This is a genomic window from Staphylococcus sp. HMSC072B07, assembly GCF_001815505.1.
In the GTDB taxonomy this organism is placed as follows: Bacteria; Bacillota; Bacilli; order Staphylococcales; family Staphylococcaceae; genus Staphylococcus; species Staphylococcus simulans.
Window position 1 is genome coordinate 125,326 of sequence record NZ_KV820965.1, and the last position, 15,759, is coordinate 141,084.

General features: G+C 36.5%; 16 protein-coding genes. 15 read left to right on the top strand and 1 reads right to left on the bottom strand.

Annotated features, from left to right (window positions below; translation table 11 throughout):
- The first annotated feature begins 45 nt into the window (after nucleotides 1-45).
- The 3 genes from HMPREF3031_RS12675 (at nucleotide 46) to HMPREF3031_RS12685 (ending at nucleotide 3,427) form a co-directional block, all read left to right on the top strand.
- Nucleotides 46-912, top strand: a complete 867-nt coding sequence (locus HMPREF3031_RS12675; protein WP_037556630.1) for a GNAT family N-acetyltransferase — start codon at nucleotides 46-48, stop codon at nucleotides 910-912.
- Nucleotides 913-1,034: 122 nt separating this feature from the next.
- The gene (gene rpoE / locus HMPREF3031_RS12680) at nucleotides 1,035-1,583 is read left to right on the top strand and encodes a DNA-directed RNA polymerase subunit delta (protein WP_002481808.1); all 549 of its coding nucleotides are present in this window, start codon (nucleotides 1,035-1,037) and stop codon (nucleotides 1,581-1,583) included.
- A 227-nt stretch (nucleotides 1,584-1,810) separates the two neighbouring features.
- A complete protein-coding gene (locus HMPREF3031_RS12685; RefSeq protein ID WP_070725014.1) occupies nucleotides 1,811-3,427 on the top strand; it encodes a CTP synthase in 1,617 nt (538 codons plus the stop codon).
- 97 nt (nucleotides 3,428-3,524) lie between these two features.
- Here HMPREF3031_RS12685 and HMPREF3031_RS12690 read toward each other — a convergent pair whose 3' ends face one another.
- Nucleotides 3,525-4,058, bottom strand: a complete 534-nt coding sequence (locus HMPREF3031_RS12690; protein WP_002481806.1) for a DUF2529 family protein — start codon at nucleotides 4,056-4,058, stop codon at nucleotides 3,525-3,527.
- Between the two features lie 302 nt (nucleotides 4,059-4,360).
- Between HMPREF3031_RS12690 and fdaB the strand changes: the two genes are divergently transcribed.
- The 12 genes from fdaB (at nucleotide 4,361) to HMPREF3031_RS12750 (ending at nucleotide 15,735) form a co-directional block, all read left to right on the top strand.
- Nucleotides 4,361-5,218, top strand: coding sequence for a class IIb fructose-bisphosphate aldolase FdaB (gene fdaB / locus HMPREF3031_RS12695; RefSeq protein ID WP_002481805.1), 858 nt, complete (start codon nucleotides 4,361-4,363; stop codon nucleotides 5,216-5,218).
- Nucleotides 5,219-5,716: 498 nt separating this feature from the next.
- A complete protein-coding gene (locus tag HMPREF3031_RS12700) occupies nucleotides 5,717-6,976 on the top strand; it encodes a UDP-N-acetylglucosamine 1-carboxyvinyltransferase (RefSeq protein ID WP_023016121.1) in 1,260 nt (419 codons plus the stop codon).
- Nucleotides 6,977-7,038: 62 nt separating this feature from the next.
- Nucleotides 7,039-7,389 carry a winged helix-turn-helix transcriptional regulator gene (locus tag HMPREF3031_RS12705; protein ID WP_002481803.1) on the top strand — a complete coding sequence of 117 codons (351 nt, stop codon included), beginning with the start codon at nucleotides 7,039-7,041 and terminating at the stop codon, nucleotides 7,387-7,389.
- A 131-nt stretch (nucleotides 7,390-7,520) separates the two neighbouring features.
- Entirely contained in the window at nucleotides 7,521-8,951 is a 1,431-nt protein-coding gene (locus tag HMPREF3031_RS12710) for an aldehyde dehydrogenase family protein (protein ID WP_002481802.1), read from the top strand.
- A 191-nt stretch (nucleotides 8,952-9,142) separates the two neighbouring features.
- A complete protein-coding gene (rho, locus tag HMPREF3031_RS12715; protein ID WP_002481801.1) occupies nucleotides 9,143-10,459 on the top strand; it encodes a transcription termination factor Rho in 1,317 nt (438 codons plus the stop codon).
- Between the two features lie 132 nt (nucleotides 10,460-10,591).
- Entirely contained in the window at nucleotides 10,592-10,852 is a 261-nt protein-coding gene (locus tag HMPREF3031_RS12720) for a type B 50S ribosomal protein L31 (protein ID WP_002481800.1), read from the top strand.
- Between the two features lie 151 nt (nucleotides 10,853-11,003).
- Nucleotides 11,004-11,603: a thymidine kinase gene (locus HMPREF3031_RS12725; protein ID WP_002481799.1), complete on the top strand. Its 600-nt coding sequence runs from the start codon at nucleotides 11,004-11,006 to the stop codon at nucleotides 11,601-11,603.
- Nucleotides 11,604-11,605: 2 nt separating this feature from the next.
- Nucleotides 11,606-12,682 (top strand): peptide chain release factor 1, encoded by a 1,077-nt coding sequence (prfA, locus tag HMPREF3031_RS12730; RefSeq protein ID WP_023016117.1) that lies wholly within the window; start codon nucleotides 11,606-11,608, stop codon nucleotides 12,680-12,682.
- Nucleotides 12,672-13,511 carry a peptide chain release factor N(5)-glutamine methyltransferase gene (gene prmC, locus HMPREF3031_RS12735; protein WP_002481797.1) on the top strand — a complete coding sequence of 280 codons (840 nt, stop codon included), beginning with the start codon at nucleotides 12,672-12,674 and terminating at the stop codon, nucleotides 13,509-13,511. The genes prfA and prmC overlap by 11 nt, the downstream gene beginning before the upstream one ends.
- Before the next feature lie 107 nt (nucleotides 13,512-13,618).
- Nucleotides 13,619-14,662, top strand: a complete 1,044-nt coding sequence (locus HMPREF3031_RS12740; protein WP_002481796.1) for an L-threonylcarbamoyladenylate synthase — start codon at nucleotides 13,619-13,621, stop codon at nucleotides 14,660-14,662.
- Nucleotides 14,659-15,093 carry a low molecular weight protein arginine phosphatase gene (locus tag HMPREF3031_RS12745; RefSeq protein WP_002481795.1) on the top strand — a complete coding sequence of 145 codons (435 nt, stop codon included), beginning with the start codon at nucleotides 14,659-14,661 and terminating at the stop codon, nucleotides 15,091-15,093. Before HMPREF3031_RS12740 ends, HMPREF3031_RS12745 begins: the two co-directional genes overlap by 4 nt.
- A gap of 114 nt (nucleotides 15,094-15,207) precedes the next feature.
- Complete coding sequence (locus HMPREF3031_RS12750) at nucleotides 15,208-15,735, top strand: TIGR01440 family protein (protein WP_002481794.1); 528 nt, start codon at nucleotides 15,208-15,210, stop codon at nucleotides 15,733-15,735.
- Nucleotides 15,736-15,759: the final 24 nt, after the last annotated feature.

Here is a 15,759-nt window from a genome sequence, read left to right on the forward strand (position 1 = left end):
TAGGGAAACACTAATTGAACTTGCAGTAAATAAGAAATGTAGGGGATGTATATGAAACACAGTAAGCAATTTGGAGATATTATCGTTCAGCCATACGAACCAAAGTACCATAAAGAAGTCGAAGAATTCGAACTGTCAGAAAGACAGGTGATTTATTCTTCTTTACCAAAACAAGTATTAGACGATGCATTAAAAGACAAAGACCGTATCGCGAATATAGCTATTAATCAAAAAGGGGAAGTGGTCGGCTTCTTTGTTTTACATCAATATTATCAACACGAAGGTTACGACACACCAGAACATGTCGTCTATGTCCGTTCGTTATCTATTAATGAAAAATTCCAAGGAAATGGTTACGGCACGAAGATTATGATGAATCTGCCGAATTATGTTCAGTCACTTTATAGTGATTTCAACCATTTATACCTTGTGGTCGATGCTGAAAATAAAGCAGCGTGGAATGTGTATGAACGTGCAGGGTTTATGCATACTGCGACAAAACAAGAAGGACCGATCGGTGAAGAACGTTTATACTATTTAGATTTAGATTCTAAATATGTTTCATCATTAAAGTTGAAAGCACCCGATGAACAACCTGATAAAGAAATCGATACAGTACATTTAATGCTGGATGGTCAAAAAGCAGGTTTTATTGCCTTGCAAGCAACAGAAAACCGTATGCATATCAGAGGTATAGAAGTGGATAAGGATAAACGACATAAAGGTATCGCAGAAAGTGCATTACGTCAGTTAGCGACATATATCAGAAAAACATATCCTGAAATAGAAGTCTTAGATATTGTTTTATTTGGTGAACATAATGAATTAAAACCGTTATGTTTGAACAGTAATTTTGTCGCAACCTTGCAAACTGAAGATTATGTAAAATTTGAAAAATATATCGTTTATTAAAAATGTAATCATTAGCATTGCGAAATAGGGCATTGTCATTTATAATTTACATTTGTTAACATGAGAAATAAGTAAACTTGTGATTGAATTGATAAAGCCTTTGAAAGGGAGTAATAGAACATATGAAAATTCAAGACTACACAAAAGAAATGGTAGACGAAAAATCATTCATCGATATGGCCCATACTTTATTAGAAGAAAAAGGGACTACAATGAACTTATACGATATCATTGATGAATTTAAAGCTTTAGGACACTATGAAGATAATGAACATTTAGAAAATCGTATTGTTCAATTCTACACTGACTTAAACACAGATGGACGTTTCTTAAATGTCGGAGAAAATATGTGGGGATTACGTGACTGGTATTCAGTAGATGATATTGAAGAAAAAATCGCACCTACAATTCAAAAATTTGATATCTTGGACGAAGAAGACGAAGAAGATAAAAATCTTAAACTTCTTGGCGAAGAGGAAGAAGAGGAAGACGAAGCAAGAACTGAAGAAGATGTTGAGGACGACGAAGAAAATTTAGACGATCCTCAAGATGAAGAAGAAGTCAATGAATCTGATATCGTTATCGAAGAAGACGAAGATGAATTAGAAGAAGCAGAAGAATTATTTGAAGATGCGGCTGGTTTTAATGATGAGCCAGACGATGAAGAATAATAATTGACTTTTTCTAGAAAAATGATAAAATTTTATTCGGGCTCCTTTAATTAGGACAACGTGTATAAATCATACGCTCCCCCTTTACATGAGATGTGAGAGGGAGCGTTTTTTTATTTTTTAAGCGATATTTAAAATAAGCGCTAAGACTTTTATGTCTTAACATGAATACAAACAAGTTATGGAATGTTAAATTAATTTGTAATTGAAAAGTAGGAGGAAAAAGAATGACTAAGTTCATATTTGTTACTGGCGGAGTAGTTTCTTCACTTGGTAAAGGAATTACAGCGGCATCATTAGGCAGATTATTAAAAGATAGAGGTTTATCCGTAACGATACAGAAATTCGATCCATATTTAAACGTAGACCCAGGTACTATGAGTCCGTATCAGCACGGGGAAGTCTTTGTGACAGATGATGGTGCGGAAACAGACTTAGACTTAGGACACTATGAACGTTTTATCGACATCAACTTAAATAAATATTCAAACGTGACAGCTGGTAAAGTTTACTCTCACGTATTGAAAAAAGAACGCCGCGGTGATTACTTAGGCGGCACGGTTCAAGTTATTCCTCATATCACGAATGAAATTAAAGAACGTTTATTATTAGCAGGCGAAAGCACAAATGCAGACGTTGTTATTACTGAAATCGGCGGCACAACAGGTGATATCGAATCACTGCCATTTATCGAAGCGATTCGTCAAATCCGTAGTGATTTAGGCAGAGATAATGTCATGTATATCCACTGTACTTTATTACCTTACATCAAAGCAGCAGGTGAAATGAAAACAAAACCGACACAACATAGTGTTAAAGAATTACGTGGTTTAGGTATCCAACCTGATTTGATTGTGGTAAGAACTGAATATGAAATGACACAAGATTTAAAAGATAAAATTGCATTATTCTGTGACATTCCTGAAGAAAATGTTATCGAATGTCGTGATGCTGAATCTTTATATGAAATTCCTTTACAATTAAGCAAACAACATATGGATGACTTAGTCATCAATCGCTTAGACTTAGATGCGAAATACGATACACAATTAGATGAATGGAAACATTTATTAGAAATCGTAAACAATCTTGATGGTGAAATCACTATCGGTTTAGTCGGTAAATATGTAAGCTTGCAAGATGCTTATCTTTCAGTTGTAGAATCATTAAAACACGCAGGCTATCCATTATATAAAGACATTAAAGTTAAATGGATTGATTCTAGCGAAGTGACAGACGAAAACGCAGCGGAATACTTAAAAGATGTAGACGGTATCCTAGTGCCTGGCGGCTTTGGTTACCGTGCAAGTGAAGGTAAGATTTCAGCAATCCGTTATGCGCGTGAAAACAATGTGCCATACTTCGGTATCTGCTTAGGTATGCAGTTGGTTACAGTAGAATTTGCGCGTAACGTTCTTGGTTTAGAAGGTGCACATTCTGCAGAATTAGATCCTGATACACCATATCCAATCATTGACTTATTACCAGAACAAAAAGATATCGAAGATTTAGGCGGAACATTACGTTTAGGCTTGTACCCAAGTGAAGTTAAAGAGGGTACATTAGCTTATGATATCTATGGTAAAAAAGAAATCGAAGAACGTCATCGTCACCGTTATGAATTTAACAACGACTATCGTCAACAAATGGAAGATGCAGGTATGGTCTTCTCAGGTATCAGCCCAGACGGCAGAAGAATCGAAATGATTGAAATTCCTGGTAATGACTTCTTCTTCGCGAGTCAATTCCACCCAGAATTCTTATCAAGACCAAACCGTCCGCAACCAATCTTCAAAGCGTTTATCGAAGCGGCTAACAAATATCAACAAAATAAAAGTAAATAAGGCAAAATACGTCTAATATAAAGCATAAAGAAGCGGCAAAGCAGATTCACAACTAGGTGAAACAGCTTTGCCGCTTTTGTATTTTCAAATTATTTAGTTATTCTTCTACGTTCAAATCCAAGTCTCTGATCATTTCAATCATTTGTGTATAGATTTCATAGTAAACATAAGTGAAAGCCATAGGATGAGGTTGAACAATTTTGTCATAATCCTCTGTATAGACAATCGGTCTTGGTGTACATAAATCTATATAATGAAGAAGATGGTCAGGAATAGGTGTTTCTTTATTTTTGTTACAGATTAAAACGAAATCAACATCTAAATCAATTAAGCGTTGTGTATCCGCTTGAACTTCTTCTGTATAAAAGGGAGAGAAGAGTAAGACGCGGTCAGTTGTATCTAATGCATCATAACTTTCTAAGTCAGTTAGACGCTTGCTTGCTTCTAATTTTTCATTGCTGTTAAGCACATAATCTTCGAAGCAATTTAAGTCGCCATAACCTTTGACATAAACATGACCTTCTCCGCCGATAGCTTGAATTAAACATTGTGCTGCCATTTGTATATCCAATTCTTGTTGATTTAAGCGATTGAATATACCAGTAAGTTGTGTTTGTAAGATATTCGCCATAGTAGCCTCCAACTATATTATCGATATTTCAATTTTAAATGAAGCTTATCTTTAATTCAATTGACTGAAAAATGTATAAGACGCAGATGAAAATGGGTAATAATAAAAAATACAACGTTAAGCACAGAACAAAGTGGTTGTGAAACACATATACACATGTTGTATACGTTTTCATTTGAAAATTCACACAATTTTATCATTTATAACCGCTTACATTTAGTTTTGCAATGCATTACGGCGGTGACTTTGATATACTTAACGTATAAAAATCACGTGCAAAACGCACGCAAGGAGGAACTTTCATGCCTTTAGTTTCAATGAAAGAAATGTTAATCGATGCAAAAGAAAAAGGTTACGCAGTTGGTCAATACAACTTAAATAACCTAGAATTCACTCAAGCTATTTTAGAAGCTTCACAAGAACAAAATGCACCAGTTATTTTAGGTGTATCTGAAGGTGCTGCTCGTTACATGAGCGGATTCTACACTGTAGTTAAAATGGTAGAAGGCTTATTACATGATTTAAAAATCACTGTACCAGTTGCTATCCATTTAGACCACGGTTCAAGCTTCGAAAAATGTAAAGAAGCAATCGACGCTGGTTTCACATCAGTTATGATCGACGCTTCACACAGCCCATTCGAAGAAAATATTGAAATCACTAAAAAAGTGGTTGAATATGCACATGCACGCGGTGTATCAGTTGAAGCTGAATTAGGTACTGTTGGCGGACAAGAAGACGACGTAGTAGCTGACGGCGTTATCTATGCTGACCCTAAAGAGTGTCAAGAACTTGTTGAAAAAACAGGTATCGATACTTTAGCACCTGCATTAGGTTCTGTTCATGGTCCTTACAAAGGTGAACCAAACTTAGGCTTCAAAGAAATGGAAGAAATCGGTCAATCAACTGGTTTACCATTAGTATTACACGGTGGTACTGGTATCCCAACTAAAGATATCCAAAAATCTATTTCTTTAGGTACAGCTAAAATCAACGTAAATACTGAAAACCAAATTGCTTCAGCGAAAGCAGTTCGTGAAGTATTAAACAACGACAAAGAAGTATACGATCCACGTAAATATTTAGGACCAGCTCGTGAAGCTATCAAAGCTACAGTAACTGGTAAAATCAAAGAATTCGGTACTTCTAACCGCGCTTAATTTTGAATAATTAAGTATTGAAAGAGCATCTTTTTCGGATGCTCTTTTTTGTGTTGTGAGACAACACCAAAAGATTGTGTTCTCGTCAACCATTTGTTAGGATACAAAAGATTGCGGAAATATCTATATGACAATAATGTTAGGCAAAAATGGTGTATTGCCTGAAATTATTTCGCAGTCTTAACGTGACTTGTGCTATAATGTCTTAAGTGATTTTTTGAATGAAACAAAAAAGTTTGTTGAGACTGACATCTTAAGACAAACGCATAAAATGGGTGCAACATATCAACATGTTGTAAATACTTTAACAAATGGCTTTGTATTCTATAATATGAATATACAATCGCTAGTACATTCAACTATAATTAATATGAAGTATGTGGATAACAGTTATTTTCATAGAAAATGATGAAAGAGTGGGTGTAGTCGTATCAGAAACAAGGTAGACTATACATAGAACTGTGGAATAAAGATTGAATAACAAAGGAGAACAATCGAATGGCTCAAGAAGTAATAAAAATCAGAGGCGGACAGCCATTAAAAGGGAAACTGAAAATCAACGGCGCTAAAAATAGTGCAGTGGCGATTATCCCAGCAGCATTACTTGCAGAGGATGTTGTAACATTAGAAGGCTTACCGCAAATTTCAGATGTTGCTACTTTAGTAAGCTTGTTAGAGGATTTAAACATTAAAACAGATTTAAAAGATACAGAATTAAAAGTAGACCCGACGGAAATAAAAAATGCGTCTTTACCAAACCATAAGGTAGAGTCATTAAGAGCATCATATTATATGATGGGAGCAATGTTAGGTCGATTTAAAAAATGCGTCATCGGACTACCAGGTGGTTGTCCTTTAGGACCACGTCCGATTGATCAACATATTAAAGGATTCAAAGCATTAGGTGCGACGATTGATGAATCAAGCCCGACTTCTATGAAGATTGAAGCGGAAGAATTAAAAGGTGCGAATATTTTCTTAGACATGGTTAGTGTCGGTGCAACGATCAATATTATGTTAGCTGCTGTCCGTGCAGAGGGACAAACAGTAATCGAAAATGCAGCGAAAGAACCTGAAGTTGTAGATGTTGCGACGTTCTTAACAGGAATGGGTGCGAATATCAAAGGTGCAGGTACAAGTACTATTAAAATTACGGGTGTCGATCATTTGCATGGTGTGACACATCAAATTATTCCAGACCGTATTGAAGCGGGTTCATATATGTGTATGGCAGCAGCTTGCGGTGCTGAAGTGGAACTTGATAATATCATTCCAAAACACATCGAACCTTTAACTGTTAAATTACGTGAACTAGGTGTAGATGTTGAGATTGATGATGACCGCGTAAAACTTAAAGGCCAATTACCATTTAACAGCGTCAACATCAAAACATTGGTTTATCCAGGTTTTGCGACTGATTTACAACAACCAATCACACCATTATTATTCTTAGCAGATGGACCTTCATTTGTAACAGATACAATTTATCCTGAAAGATTCCGTCATATTGAAGAGTTAAGAAAAATGGGCGGAGAAATTTCTGTGGATCAAAACACAGCAACAGTTAAACCGTCTCAATTACATGGTGCGTCTGTGTATGCGAGTGATTTACGTGCCGGTGCTTGCTTAATTATTGCAGGTTTAATCGCTGAGGGTGTAACAACAATTTATAATGTAAATCACATTTATCGCGGCTACACAAACATTGTAGAGAATTTAAAATCTCTCGGCGCAAACATTTGGACTGAAAAAATTTAGGAAACGTGGTATACTTTGTATAGTAGGTTTGCATGATCTAGTAATCATGAGAGGTGATTTAAATGGAAATTTGTCCATATCTAGAAGAAACATTCAAAATCATCGGTCGAAGCTGGAATGGATTAATTTTAAATTATTTATCTAGATGTCCAGAACAGTCTGCACACTTCAGTGATATGAAGAAAGATTTGAAGACAATTACACCACGTTCTTTAAGCTTAAAACTTTCTGAACTGATGGAATGGGAGTTAGTAGAAAAGAACATCGTATCAAAAGCCCCCTTATCAATCGTTTATCATTTAACTGATAAAGGTGCTGCTTTAGCTGAGGCTTTAGTACCGATGGAAGAATGGGCACAAAAATATATTGAACTTGAATCTGAGAATCAAACAGATAATGTGGCCAATTCTTAATATAGATTTGAGAGAAGTAAGAGTTATTCCTTTTGGAGTAGCTCTTATTTTGCGTTATAAGCAGAAACGTTTAAAAAAATCTGAGAAAGGATAAACTATAAAGTAAGACGTAATACTAAGGAGTGACTGAATTGAGAATTCAAACTAAGCAATATATCAATGGTGAATGGGTTGATAGTGCAAGTGGCGAAACAATCGATGTCATCAACCCAGCAACTGAAGAAGTACTCGGTCAAGTTGCGAAAGGTAACAAAGAAGACGTAGATAAAGCAGTCCAAGCTGCAAAAGATGTTTATCTTGAATTCCGTCACAGCAGTGTAGAATATAGAAGAGACTTACTCGATAAAATTGTCAAAGAGTATGAAAATAGAAAACAAGATATTATAGAAGCGATTACTGATGAACTAGGTTCACCGCTTGAAAAATCCGAAAATGTGCATTATCAAATGGGGCTTAATCACTTCTCAGAAGCAAGAGATGCATTGGATAATTTTCAATTTGAAGAACGACGCGGTAATGACTTAGTGGTGAAAGAGGGTATTGGTGTTGCTGGTTTAATCACACCATGGAACTTCCCAACTAACCAAACATCATTAAAACTAGCAGCAGCATTCGCAGCTGGTAGTCCAGTCGTATTAAAACCTTCTGAATTAACACCATACGCAGCAATTATCTTAGCTGAAATCTTTGATAAAGCTGGTGTGCCAAAAGGTGTATTCAACTTAGTAAATGGTGACGGCGAAGGTGTCGGCAATCCATTAAGTGAACATCCAGATGTACGCATGATGTCATTCACAGGTTCAGGACGTACAGGTGCTAAAATCATGGAAAAAGCAGCACAAGACTTCAAAAAAGTTTCACTTGAACTTGGTGGTAAATCACCTTATATCATTTTAGATGATGCAGATGTAGAAGAAGCTGCTGAAGCTGCAGTCGGCAAAGTTTATAACAACACAGGCCAAGTATGTACTGCAGGTACAAGAACTATTATTCCTGAATCAATGAAAGATAAATTCATTGAAGCAGCAAAAGAAAAAATGAGCCAAGTAAAAGTTGGAGATCCAAGAGAAGAAGGCGTTCAAATGGGTCCAATCATCAGCAAAAAACAATTTGATCAAGTTGAAGATTATATTCAAAAAGGTATCGATGAAGGTGCTGAATTAGTTTTTGGCGGTGTAGGCAAACCTGAAGGATTAGACAAAGGTTACTTCGCAAAACCAACAATCTTTGCGAATGTTGATAACCAAATGACTATCGCACAAGAAGAAATCTTTGGACCTGTAATGTCAATTATCACTTACAAAGACCTTAAAGGAGCAATTGAAATTGCGAACGAAACAAAATATGGTCTTGCTGGTTATGTATATGGTAAAGACTTAAACACTTTACGCAAAGTTGCACGTGAAGTTGAAGCAGGTACAATTGAAATCAATGAAGCAGGTCGCAAACCAGATTTACCATTCGGTGGTTATAAACAATCAGGTATCGGTAGAGAATGGGGCGATTATGGTATTGAAGAATTCTTAGAAATCAAATCAATTGCAGGTTACTATAATGAATAACTTTTGAATACTATTTGCTGGGCACGAAAGTGTCCAGCTTTTTTAATGGAGAAATAGTTAATTATACGCAATTGATAACGTTAGACCAATGATTGTTTTTGTAATTAAAATGGAAATTTGCTATGGTTATCTTATGAAAAATACTTTATAATAAGTAAATACGTAAAATTAAAACGAAATGAGTGTCAAACATGCCTGAAAGAGAACGTACATCTCCTCAATACGAGTCTTTCCACGAACTTTATAAGAACAACACTACTAAAGCGCTAACTCAAAAAGCAAAATCTCTTAAACTTACAAATTATAGTAAACTTAATAAAAAAGAATTAGTATTAGCTATCATGGAAGCTCAAATGGAAAAAGACGGCAACTATTATATGGAAGGTATCTTAGATGATATTCAACCTGACGGTTACGGTTTTTTAAGAACAGTCAACTATTCCAAGGGCGAAAAAGATATTTATATTTCTGCAAGCCAAATCCGCCGTTTTGAAATCAAACGAGGGGATAAGGTTACAGGTAAAGTCAGAAAGCCAAAAGATAATGAGAAATATTATGGTTTACTGCAAGTTGACTTCGTTAATGATCACAATGCAGAAGAAGTCAAAAAACGTCCTCACTTCCAAGCACTTACACCACTATATCCAGATGAACGTATTCGATTAGAAACAAAATCAACTAACTATTCCACACGTATTATGGACTTGGTTTCACCGATTGGTTTAGGCCAACGTGGTTTAATTGTCGCACCGCCTAAAGCAGGTAAAACAACGTTGCTTAAAGAAATTGCGAACGCCATTTCAGCAAACAAACCAGAAGCTAAATTGTTCATTTTATTAGTTGGAGAACGACCAGAAGAGGTAACAGATATTGAACGTTCAAGTGATGATGCAGAAGTAGTGCATTCAACATTTGATGAGCCGCCAGAACATCATGTGAAAGTTGCTGAATTATTACTAGAACGTGCGAAACGTTTAGTTGAAATCGGAGAAGACGTCATTATTTTAATGGACTCTATTACACGATTAGCACGTGCATACAACTTAGTTATTCCACCAAGCGGACGTACTTTATCAGGTGGTTTAGATCCGGCTTCATTACACAAACCTAAACATTTCTTTGGTGCGGCAAGAAATATTGAAGCAGGCGGCAGCTTAACAATTTTAGCCACTGCATTAATTGATACAGGTTCTAGAATGGACGATTTAATTTATGAAGAATTCAAAGGAACAGGTAATATGGAGCTGCATTTAGATCGTAAATTAGCTGAAAGACGTGTCTTCCCAGCTATTGATATTGGTCGAAGCTCAACACGTAAAGAAGAATTGCTGGTAGATAAGAAAGATTTAGAAAGCTTATGGCAATTACGTAATATGTTTACAGATTCTACAGACTTCACAGAACGTTTCATCAGAAAGTTAAAACGTTCGAAAAATAATGAAGAATTCTTCCAACAATTACAAAAAGCAGCTGAAGACAGCAAGCGTACAGGCAAGCCAATCATTTAAATATAAATTTGATTTGTCTTCCAGAATGGGTTGCAATTTATTCTGGTAACAATTATAATTACTAAGTATTGGGTAAAAACTCACAAATAACTCTGTTCCAGATGGTTCAGGGCAAAGGAGCTGAAAATAATAATGAGACAAGGAATCCATCCTGAATACCACAAAGTAATTTTCTTAGATACTACTACTAACTATAAATTCTTAAGTGGTTCAACTAAAACATCATCAGAAACAATGGAATGGGAAGATGGTAACGAATATCCAGTTATCCGTTTAGATATTTCATCTGACTCACATCCATTCTACACAGGTCGTCAAAAATTCGCAGCAGCGGATGGCCGTGTTGAACGATTCAACAAAAAATTCGGTCTTAAATCAAACAACAATCAATAATATTGAATGTCATTTACTCTCGCTTTTGAAGCGAGAGTTTTTTTACTTTTTTGTCCGAATTCATTTGGATTTTCTTGCAGTTATTTCTCTATCAAAATTAAAAATATGATATAATGAGATGATTTTGTTTTGAAAAGGAAGGAAAAGCATAATGTATGAAACTTATCATTCCGGCTGGATTGAATGTATTACCGGCAGCATGTTCAGCGGTAAATCTGAAGAATTAATCCGCAGATTAAAACGCGGCATGTATGCAAAACAGAAAGTCGTTGTATTTAAACCTGCAATAGATAATCGTTACCATAAAGAAAAAGTGGTATCGCATAATGGTAATGCGATAGAAGCCATTACAATTAAAGCAGCTGAAGAAATCTTTGAACAGGATTTAACAGGGGTAGATGTCATCGGTATTGATGAAGTACAATTCTTTGAACATTCAGTAGTAGATATCGCACAAGAGTTGGCTGAACAAGGTCATCGTGTGATTGTTGCTGGATTGGATATGGATTTCAGAGGTGAACCTTTTGAACCGATGCCTCAACTAATGGCAGTCAGTGAACTTGTCACAAAGTTACAAGCCGTTTGTGCAGTCTGTGGTGCACCTGCCAGCAGAACGCAACGTTTGATTAATGGCAGACCTGCCAAAGCAGATGATCCGATTATTATGGTTGGTGCAGATGAAAGTTATGAACCAAGATGTCGTGCACATCATATTGTCGCACCAAGTGAGACTGAGAAGGAGGAATTATAATCATGTTTGATCAATTAGACATTGTTGAAGAACGTTATGAACAGTTGAACGAATTACTGAGTGATCCAGATGTGGTCAGTGATTCTGATAAACTGCGTGAATACTCAAAAGAACAATCTGATTTACAAAAAACAGTAGATGTTTATCGTGAGTATAAACAAAACAAAGAAGATATTGAAGAAATGAATGAAATGCTGAATGAAACAACAGACAAAGAAGAAGTCGACATGTTGAAATCAGATATCAGCGAATTAAAAAATACATTACCTGATTTAGAAGAACAATTAAAACTATTATTGATTCCTAAAGACCCAAATGATGACAAGAACGTTGTCGTTGAAATCCGTGCCGCAGCAGGTGGAGATGAAGCAGCCATCTTTGCGGGTGATTTATACCGTATGTATTCACGTTACAGTGAAGCACTAGGATATAAAACTGAAGTCATTGAAATGAATGACAGTGACCATGGCGGTTTCAAAGAAATCAGCTTTATTATCAATGGTCAAGGTGCTTATTCTAAATTGAAATACGAAAATGGCGCACACCGTGTACAACGTGTACCTGAAACTGAATCAGGTGGTCGTATCCATACATCAACTGCTACTGTAGCGGTACTGCCTGAAGCGGAAGATGTAGAAATTGAAATTAGAAATGAAGACTTGAAAATTGAAACATATCGTTCAAGTGGTTCAGGTGGTCAGCACGTCAATACGACTGACTCAGCAGTACGTATTACGCATTTACCAACAGGTATTATTGCGACATCATCTGAAAAATCACAAATTCAAAACCGTGAAAAAGCATTGAAAGTGTTGAAAGCACGTGTGTATGATATGAAATTACAAGAAGAACAAGAAAAATACGCATCTGAAAGAAAATCAGCAGTGGGTACTGGGGACCGTTCAGAACGTATTCGTACGTATAACTATCCACAAAATCGTGTCACTGATCACCGTATCGGTTTAACAATTCAAAAGTTAGATCAAATCATCGAAGGTAAATTAGATGAAATTATCGATGCGTTAACAATGTCAGAACAGACAGAGAAATTGAAAGAATTGAACAACGTTGAATTATAAAGAAGCGGTTCAAGCTGCCTCAAAACAAGCGACTGCTCGTGGTTATGAACCGAAACGCGCAGAATGGCTGTTGCTAGATTTATTAGATTGGTCGTTGACGGACTATGTAATGCATATGCAGGATACCATGCCAGAAGAACATGAACGGTTATATCAACAAGCGGTCGAACGTATGTTGACAGGGGAACCGATTCAATATATCACTGGCTTTCAAAGTTTCTTAGGAGAAAAGTTTCAAGTAGATGAACGTTGCTTAATACCAAGACCTGAAACAGAAGAAGTGCTCATGTACTTTTTAGAACGTTTGCCTAAGCAAAGTGTGGCGGCAGATATTGGGACGGGAAGCGGTATTTTAGCTGTCTCCTTAAAACGTTTAGAACCAAGTTTGACAGTGTATGCGTCAGATTTATATGAAGGACCGTTAACTATTGCTGAAGCTAATGCGAAGCTGCATCAAACAGAAATTGCTTTTATACAAGGCAGTGACTTGGAACCTTACATTAAACAAGGTATTCGTTTAGATGGTTTGATTTCTAATCCGCCGTATATTGATGAAAGTGAATCTGTCGATATGGCCGAAACAGTTTTGAATTATGAACCACATCAAGCTTTATTCGCAGATGAACAAGGTTTAGCGATTTATCGTGCGATCATTGAAAAATTGCCGTATGTTTTAAATGATCAGGCACTTGTCGTCTTTGAAATCGGTTATAATCAAGGCGCAGTATTAAAAACGATGATTGAAACCATGTATCCAAAAGTACAAGTTGAAGTCGTCGCTGATATTAATCAAAATGATCGAATTGTCGCATTTAAATGGTCAGCTTAAACAGAGGATGAGAAGTTATGGGAGAAGAAGGGGAATCGCACATTCCCTGTTCTCGCATAACTTCTTATTTTGTTTTACAATTAAATTGAAAGGACGTGCAGCAGAAAATGATGACAAAAACATGGGATTTACGTAACCAATTACAGACAGAACAAGGTCAACGTGCATTAAATGAAATCAGTGACATCTATCATGCGGGCGGTTTAGTCGCAATTCCGACAGAGACAGTTTATGGATTAGGAGCTAACGCATGTGATGATCAAGCCGTACGTCGTATCTATGAAGCGAAAGGACGTCCATCTGATAATCCTTTAATCATTCATATTCATGATAAAAGCCAATTGAATGATTTTGTGGCTTCTTATTCAAAAGAAGTGGAACAATTAATGGATGCGTTTTGGCCAGGGCCGATTTCTTTTATCTTACCGTTGAAACCAGGTTACTTATGTGAACGTGTCTCAGGAGGTCTTGACTCTATCGCAGTGAGAATGCCGAGTCATCCTATTGGTCGTGCCATTTTGAAATATACAAATCTGCCGATTGCTGCACCGAGTGCTAATATTAGCGGCAGACCTTCACCTACAACTTTCTCACATGTCTTTAATGATATGGACGGACGGGTAGAAGGAATAGTAAATGGTGATCAAAGTGAAGAAGGTTTAGAAAGTACAGTACTTGACTGCACACAATATCCTTATAGAATTGCAAGACCAGGTGCGATAACAGAAGAAATGATTGACTCTGTATTGCCAGGTTCTGTAGACCACGATGCACAATTAAATACAGAAAAACCAATCGCACCAGGTATGAAGTATAAACATTATTCACCACAAACACCTGTAGCGATGCTGACAAGTTTAACACAAGCTATTTCAGAGGATAAAGATTGGTCGCATACATTGTTTGCGGTACCTGCGACATTGCAGGCTTACTTGCCAAAAGATGCTATTTATCGCGAACTTGCAAAAGATGTCACTGATTTAAAATCCGCAAATCATATGCTATATCAAATTCTGCACGAGCTTGATACGGATGAATCCATTGAACAAGGTTATATTTATCGTTTTGAACCTACAGATGAAAGTACAGCTTTCTTAAATCGTTTAGAAAAAGCAACAGGTAATCAACAAATAGGAGCGGATCAACTGTGAAAATAATCTTTGTTTGTACAGGAAATACATGTCGCAGTCCAATGGCTGAAAGTATTGCGAAATCATTAATGCCTGAACATACCTTTTATTCAAGAGGTTTATTTGCGATGAATGGTCAAACTGCAGCTGCACATACACAATCTATTTTAGAAGAAAAAAATTTAGATTCGCCGACAAAGGCTTGTCAGTTGTCTGAAAGTGATTTAGATGCAGACTTGATTTTGACAATGACTGAAGGACATAAGCAACAACTTGAAATGATGTATGCGCAACCATTACCGGTATATACGCTTTATGAGTTTGCAGGCCAAAAAGGTGAAGTTTCAGATCCCTATGGCGGAGACCTCAATCAATACCAACAGATTTATAATGAACTGAATTACTTATTGAACGAAGTGAAGTTAAGATTGGAAAAAGATGTTAATAATTAGTATGAGTTGAGCTTTAAATGCGTTATAATAGCAACTATATAGCATCGTTTGCTTTACATAAGCGAGAACTTTTCTGTTTTCGCTTGAGATGAGTTTACAAAGGGGTGGAATTAAATGGAAAATTTGAAGTTATTGCTTAATGAGTTAAAAGAACAAGATTTCTTCAAACCCGGAGAAATTTGTGTTATTGGTTGTTCAACATCTGAGGTTATCGGTGAGCGAATCGGCTCAGTCGGTTCAATCGAAGTAGCACAAGAAATCTTTGATGCTTTGATGGAAATCCGTAAAGAGACAGGTGTCACTTTTGCATTCCAAGGTTGCGAGCATATCAATAGGGCAATTACTATCGAAAGAGAACATTTCAATCCACTTACAATGGAAGAAGTTACAGTTGTGCCCGCAACGCATGCTGGCGGCAGTATGTCGACATATGCTTATCGTCACTTAGACAATCCGATGGTTGTTGAACATATCACTGCTGATTGCGGTATTGATATCGGTCAAACAATGATCGGTATGCATATCAAACATGTTGCAGTACCTGTACGTACTTCAGTGAAGCGTGTCGGGGATGCGGTCGTGACACTTGCGACTTCTAGACCTAAGCTAATCGGCGGCGAACGTGCTCACTATACTTTATAACTAAATGAATTGGGGGAATGATGT

What these genes read in the sequence shown, in the direction of transcription:
- fdaB (WP_002481805.1), top strand. Translation starts at nt 4,361, where the DNA reads ATGCCTTTAGTTTCAATGAAAGAAATGTTAATCGATGCAAAAGAAAAA.
- rho (WP_002481801.1), top strand. Translation starts at nt 9,143, where the DNA reads ATGCCTGAAAGAGAACGTACATCTCCTCAATACGAGTCTTTCCACGAA.
- HMPREF3031_RS12750 (WP_002481794.1), top strand. Translation starts at nt 15,208, where the DNA reads ATGGAAAATTTGAAGTTATTGCTTAATGAGTTAAAAGAACAAGATTTC.
- HMPREF3031_RS12720 (WP_002481800.1), top strand. Translation starts at nt 10,592, where the DNA reads ATGAGACAAGGAATCCATCCTGAATACCACAAAGTAATTTTCTTAGAT.
- HMPREF3031_RS12725 (WP_002481799.1), top strand. Translation starts at nt 11,004, where the DNA reads ATGTATGAAACTTATCATTCCGGCTGGATTGAATGTATTACCGGCAGC.
- HMPREF3031_RS12690 (WP_002481806.1), bottom strand. Translation starts at nt 4,058, where the DNA reads ATGGCGAATATCTTACAAACACAACTTACTGGTATATTCAATCGCTTA.
- HMPREF3031_RS12700 (WP_023016121.1), top strand. Translation starts at nt 5,717, where the DNA reads ATGGCTCAAGAAGTAATAAAAATCAGAGGCGGACAGCCATTAAAAGGG.
- HMPREF3031_RS12685 (WP_070725014.1), top strand. Translation starts at nt 1,811, where the DNA reads ATGACTAAGTTCATATTTGTTACTGGCGGAGTAGTTTCTTCACTTGGT.
- HMPREF3031_RS12740 (WP_002481796.1), top strand. Translation starts at nt 13,619, where the DNA reads ATGATGACAAAAACATGGGATTTACGTAACCAATTACAGACAGAACAA.
- HMPREF3031_RS12675 (WP_037556630.1), top strand. Translation starts at nt 46, where the DNA reads ATGTATATGAAACACAGTAAGCAATTTGGAGATATTATCGTTCAGCCA.
- prfA (WP_023016117.1), top strand. Translation starts at nt 11,606, where the DNA reads ATGTTTGATCAATTAGACATTGTTGAAGAACGTTATGAACAGTTGAAC.
- HMPREF3031_RS12705 (WP_002481803.1), top strand. Translation starts at nt 7,039, where the DNA reads ATGGAAATTTGTCCATATCTAGAAGAAACATTCAAAATCATCGGTCGA.
- rpoE (WP_002481808.1), top strand. Translation starts at nt 1,035, where the DNA reads ATGAAAATTCAAGACTACACAAAAGAAATGGTAGACGAAAAATCATTC.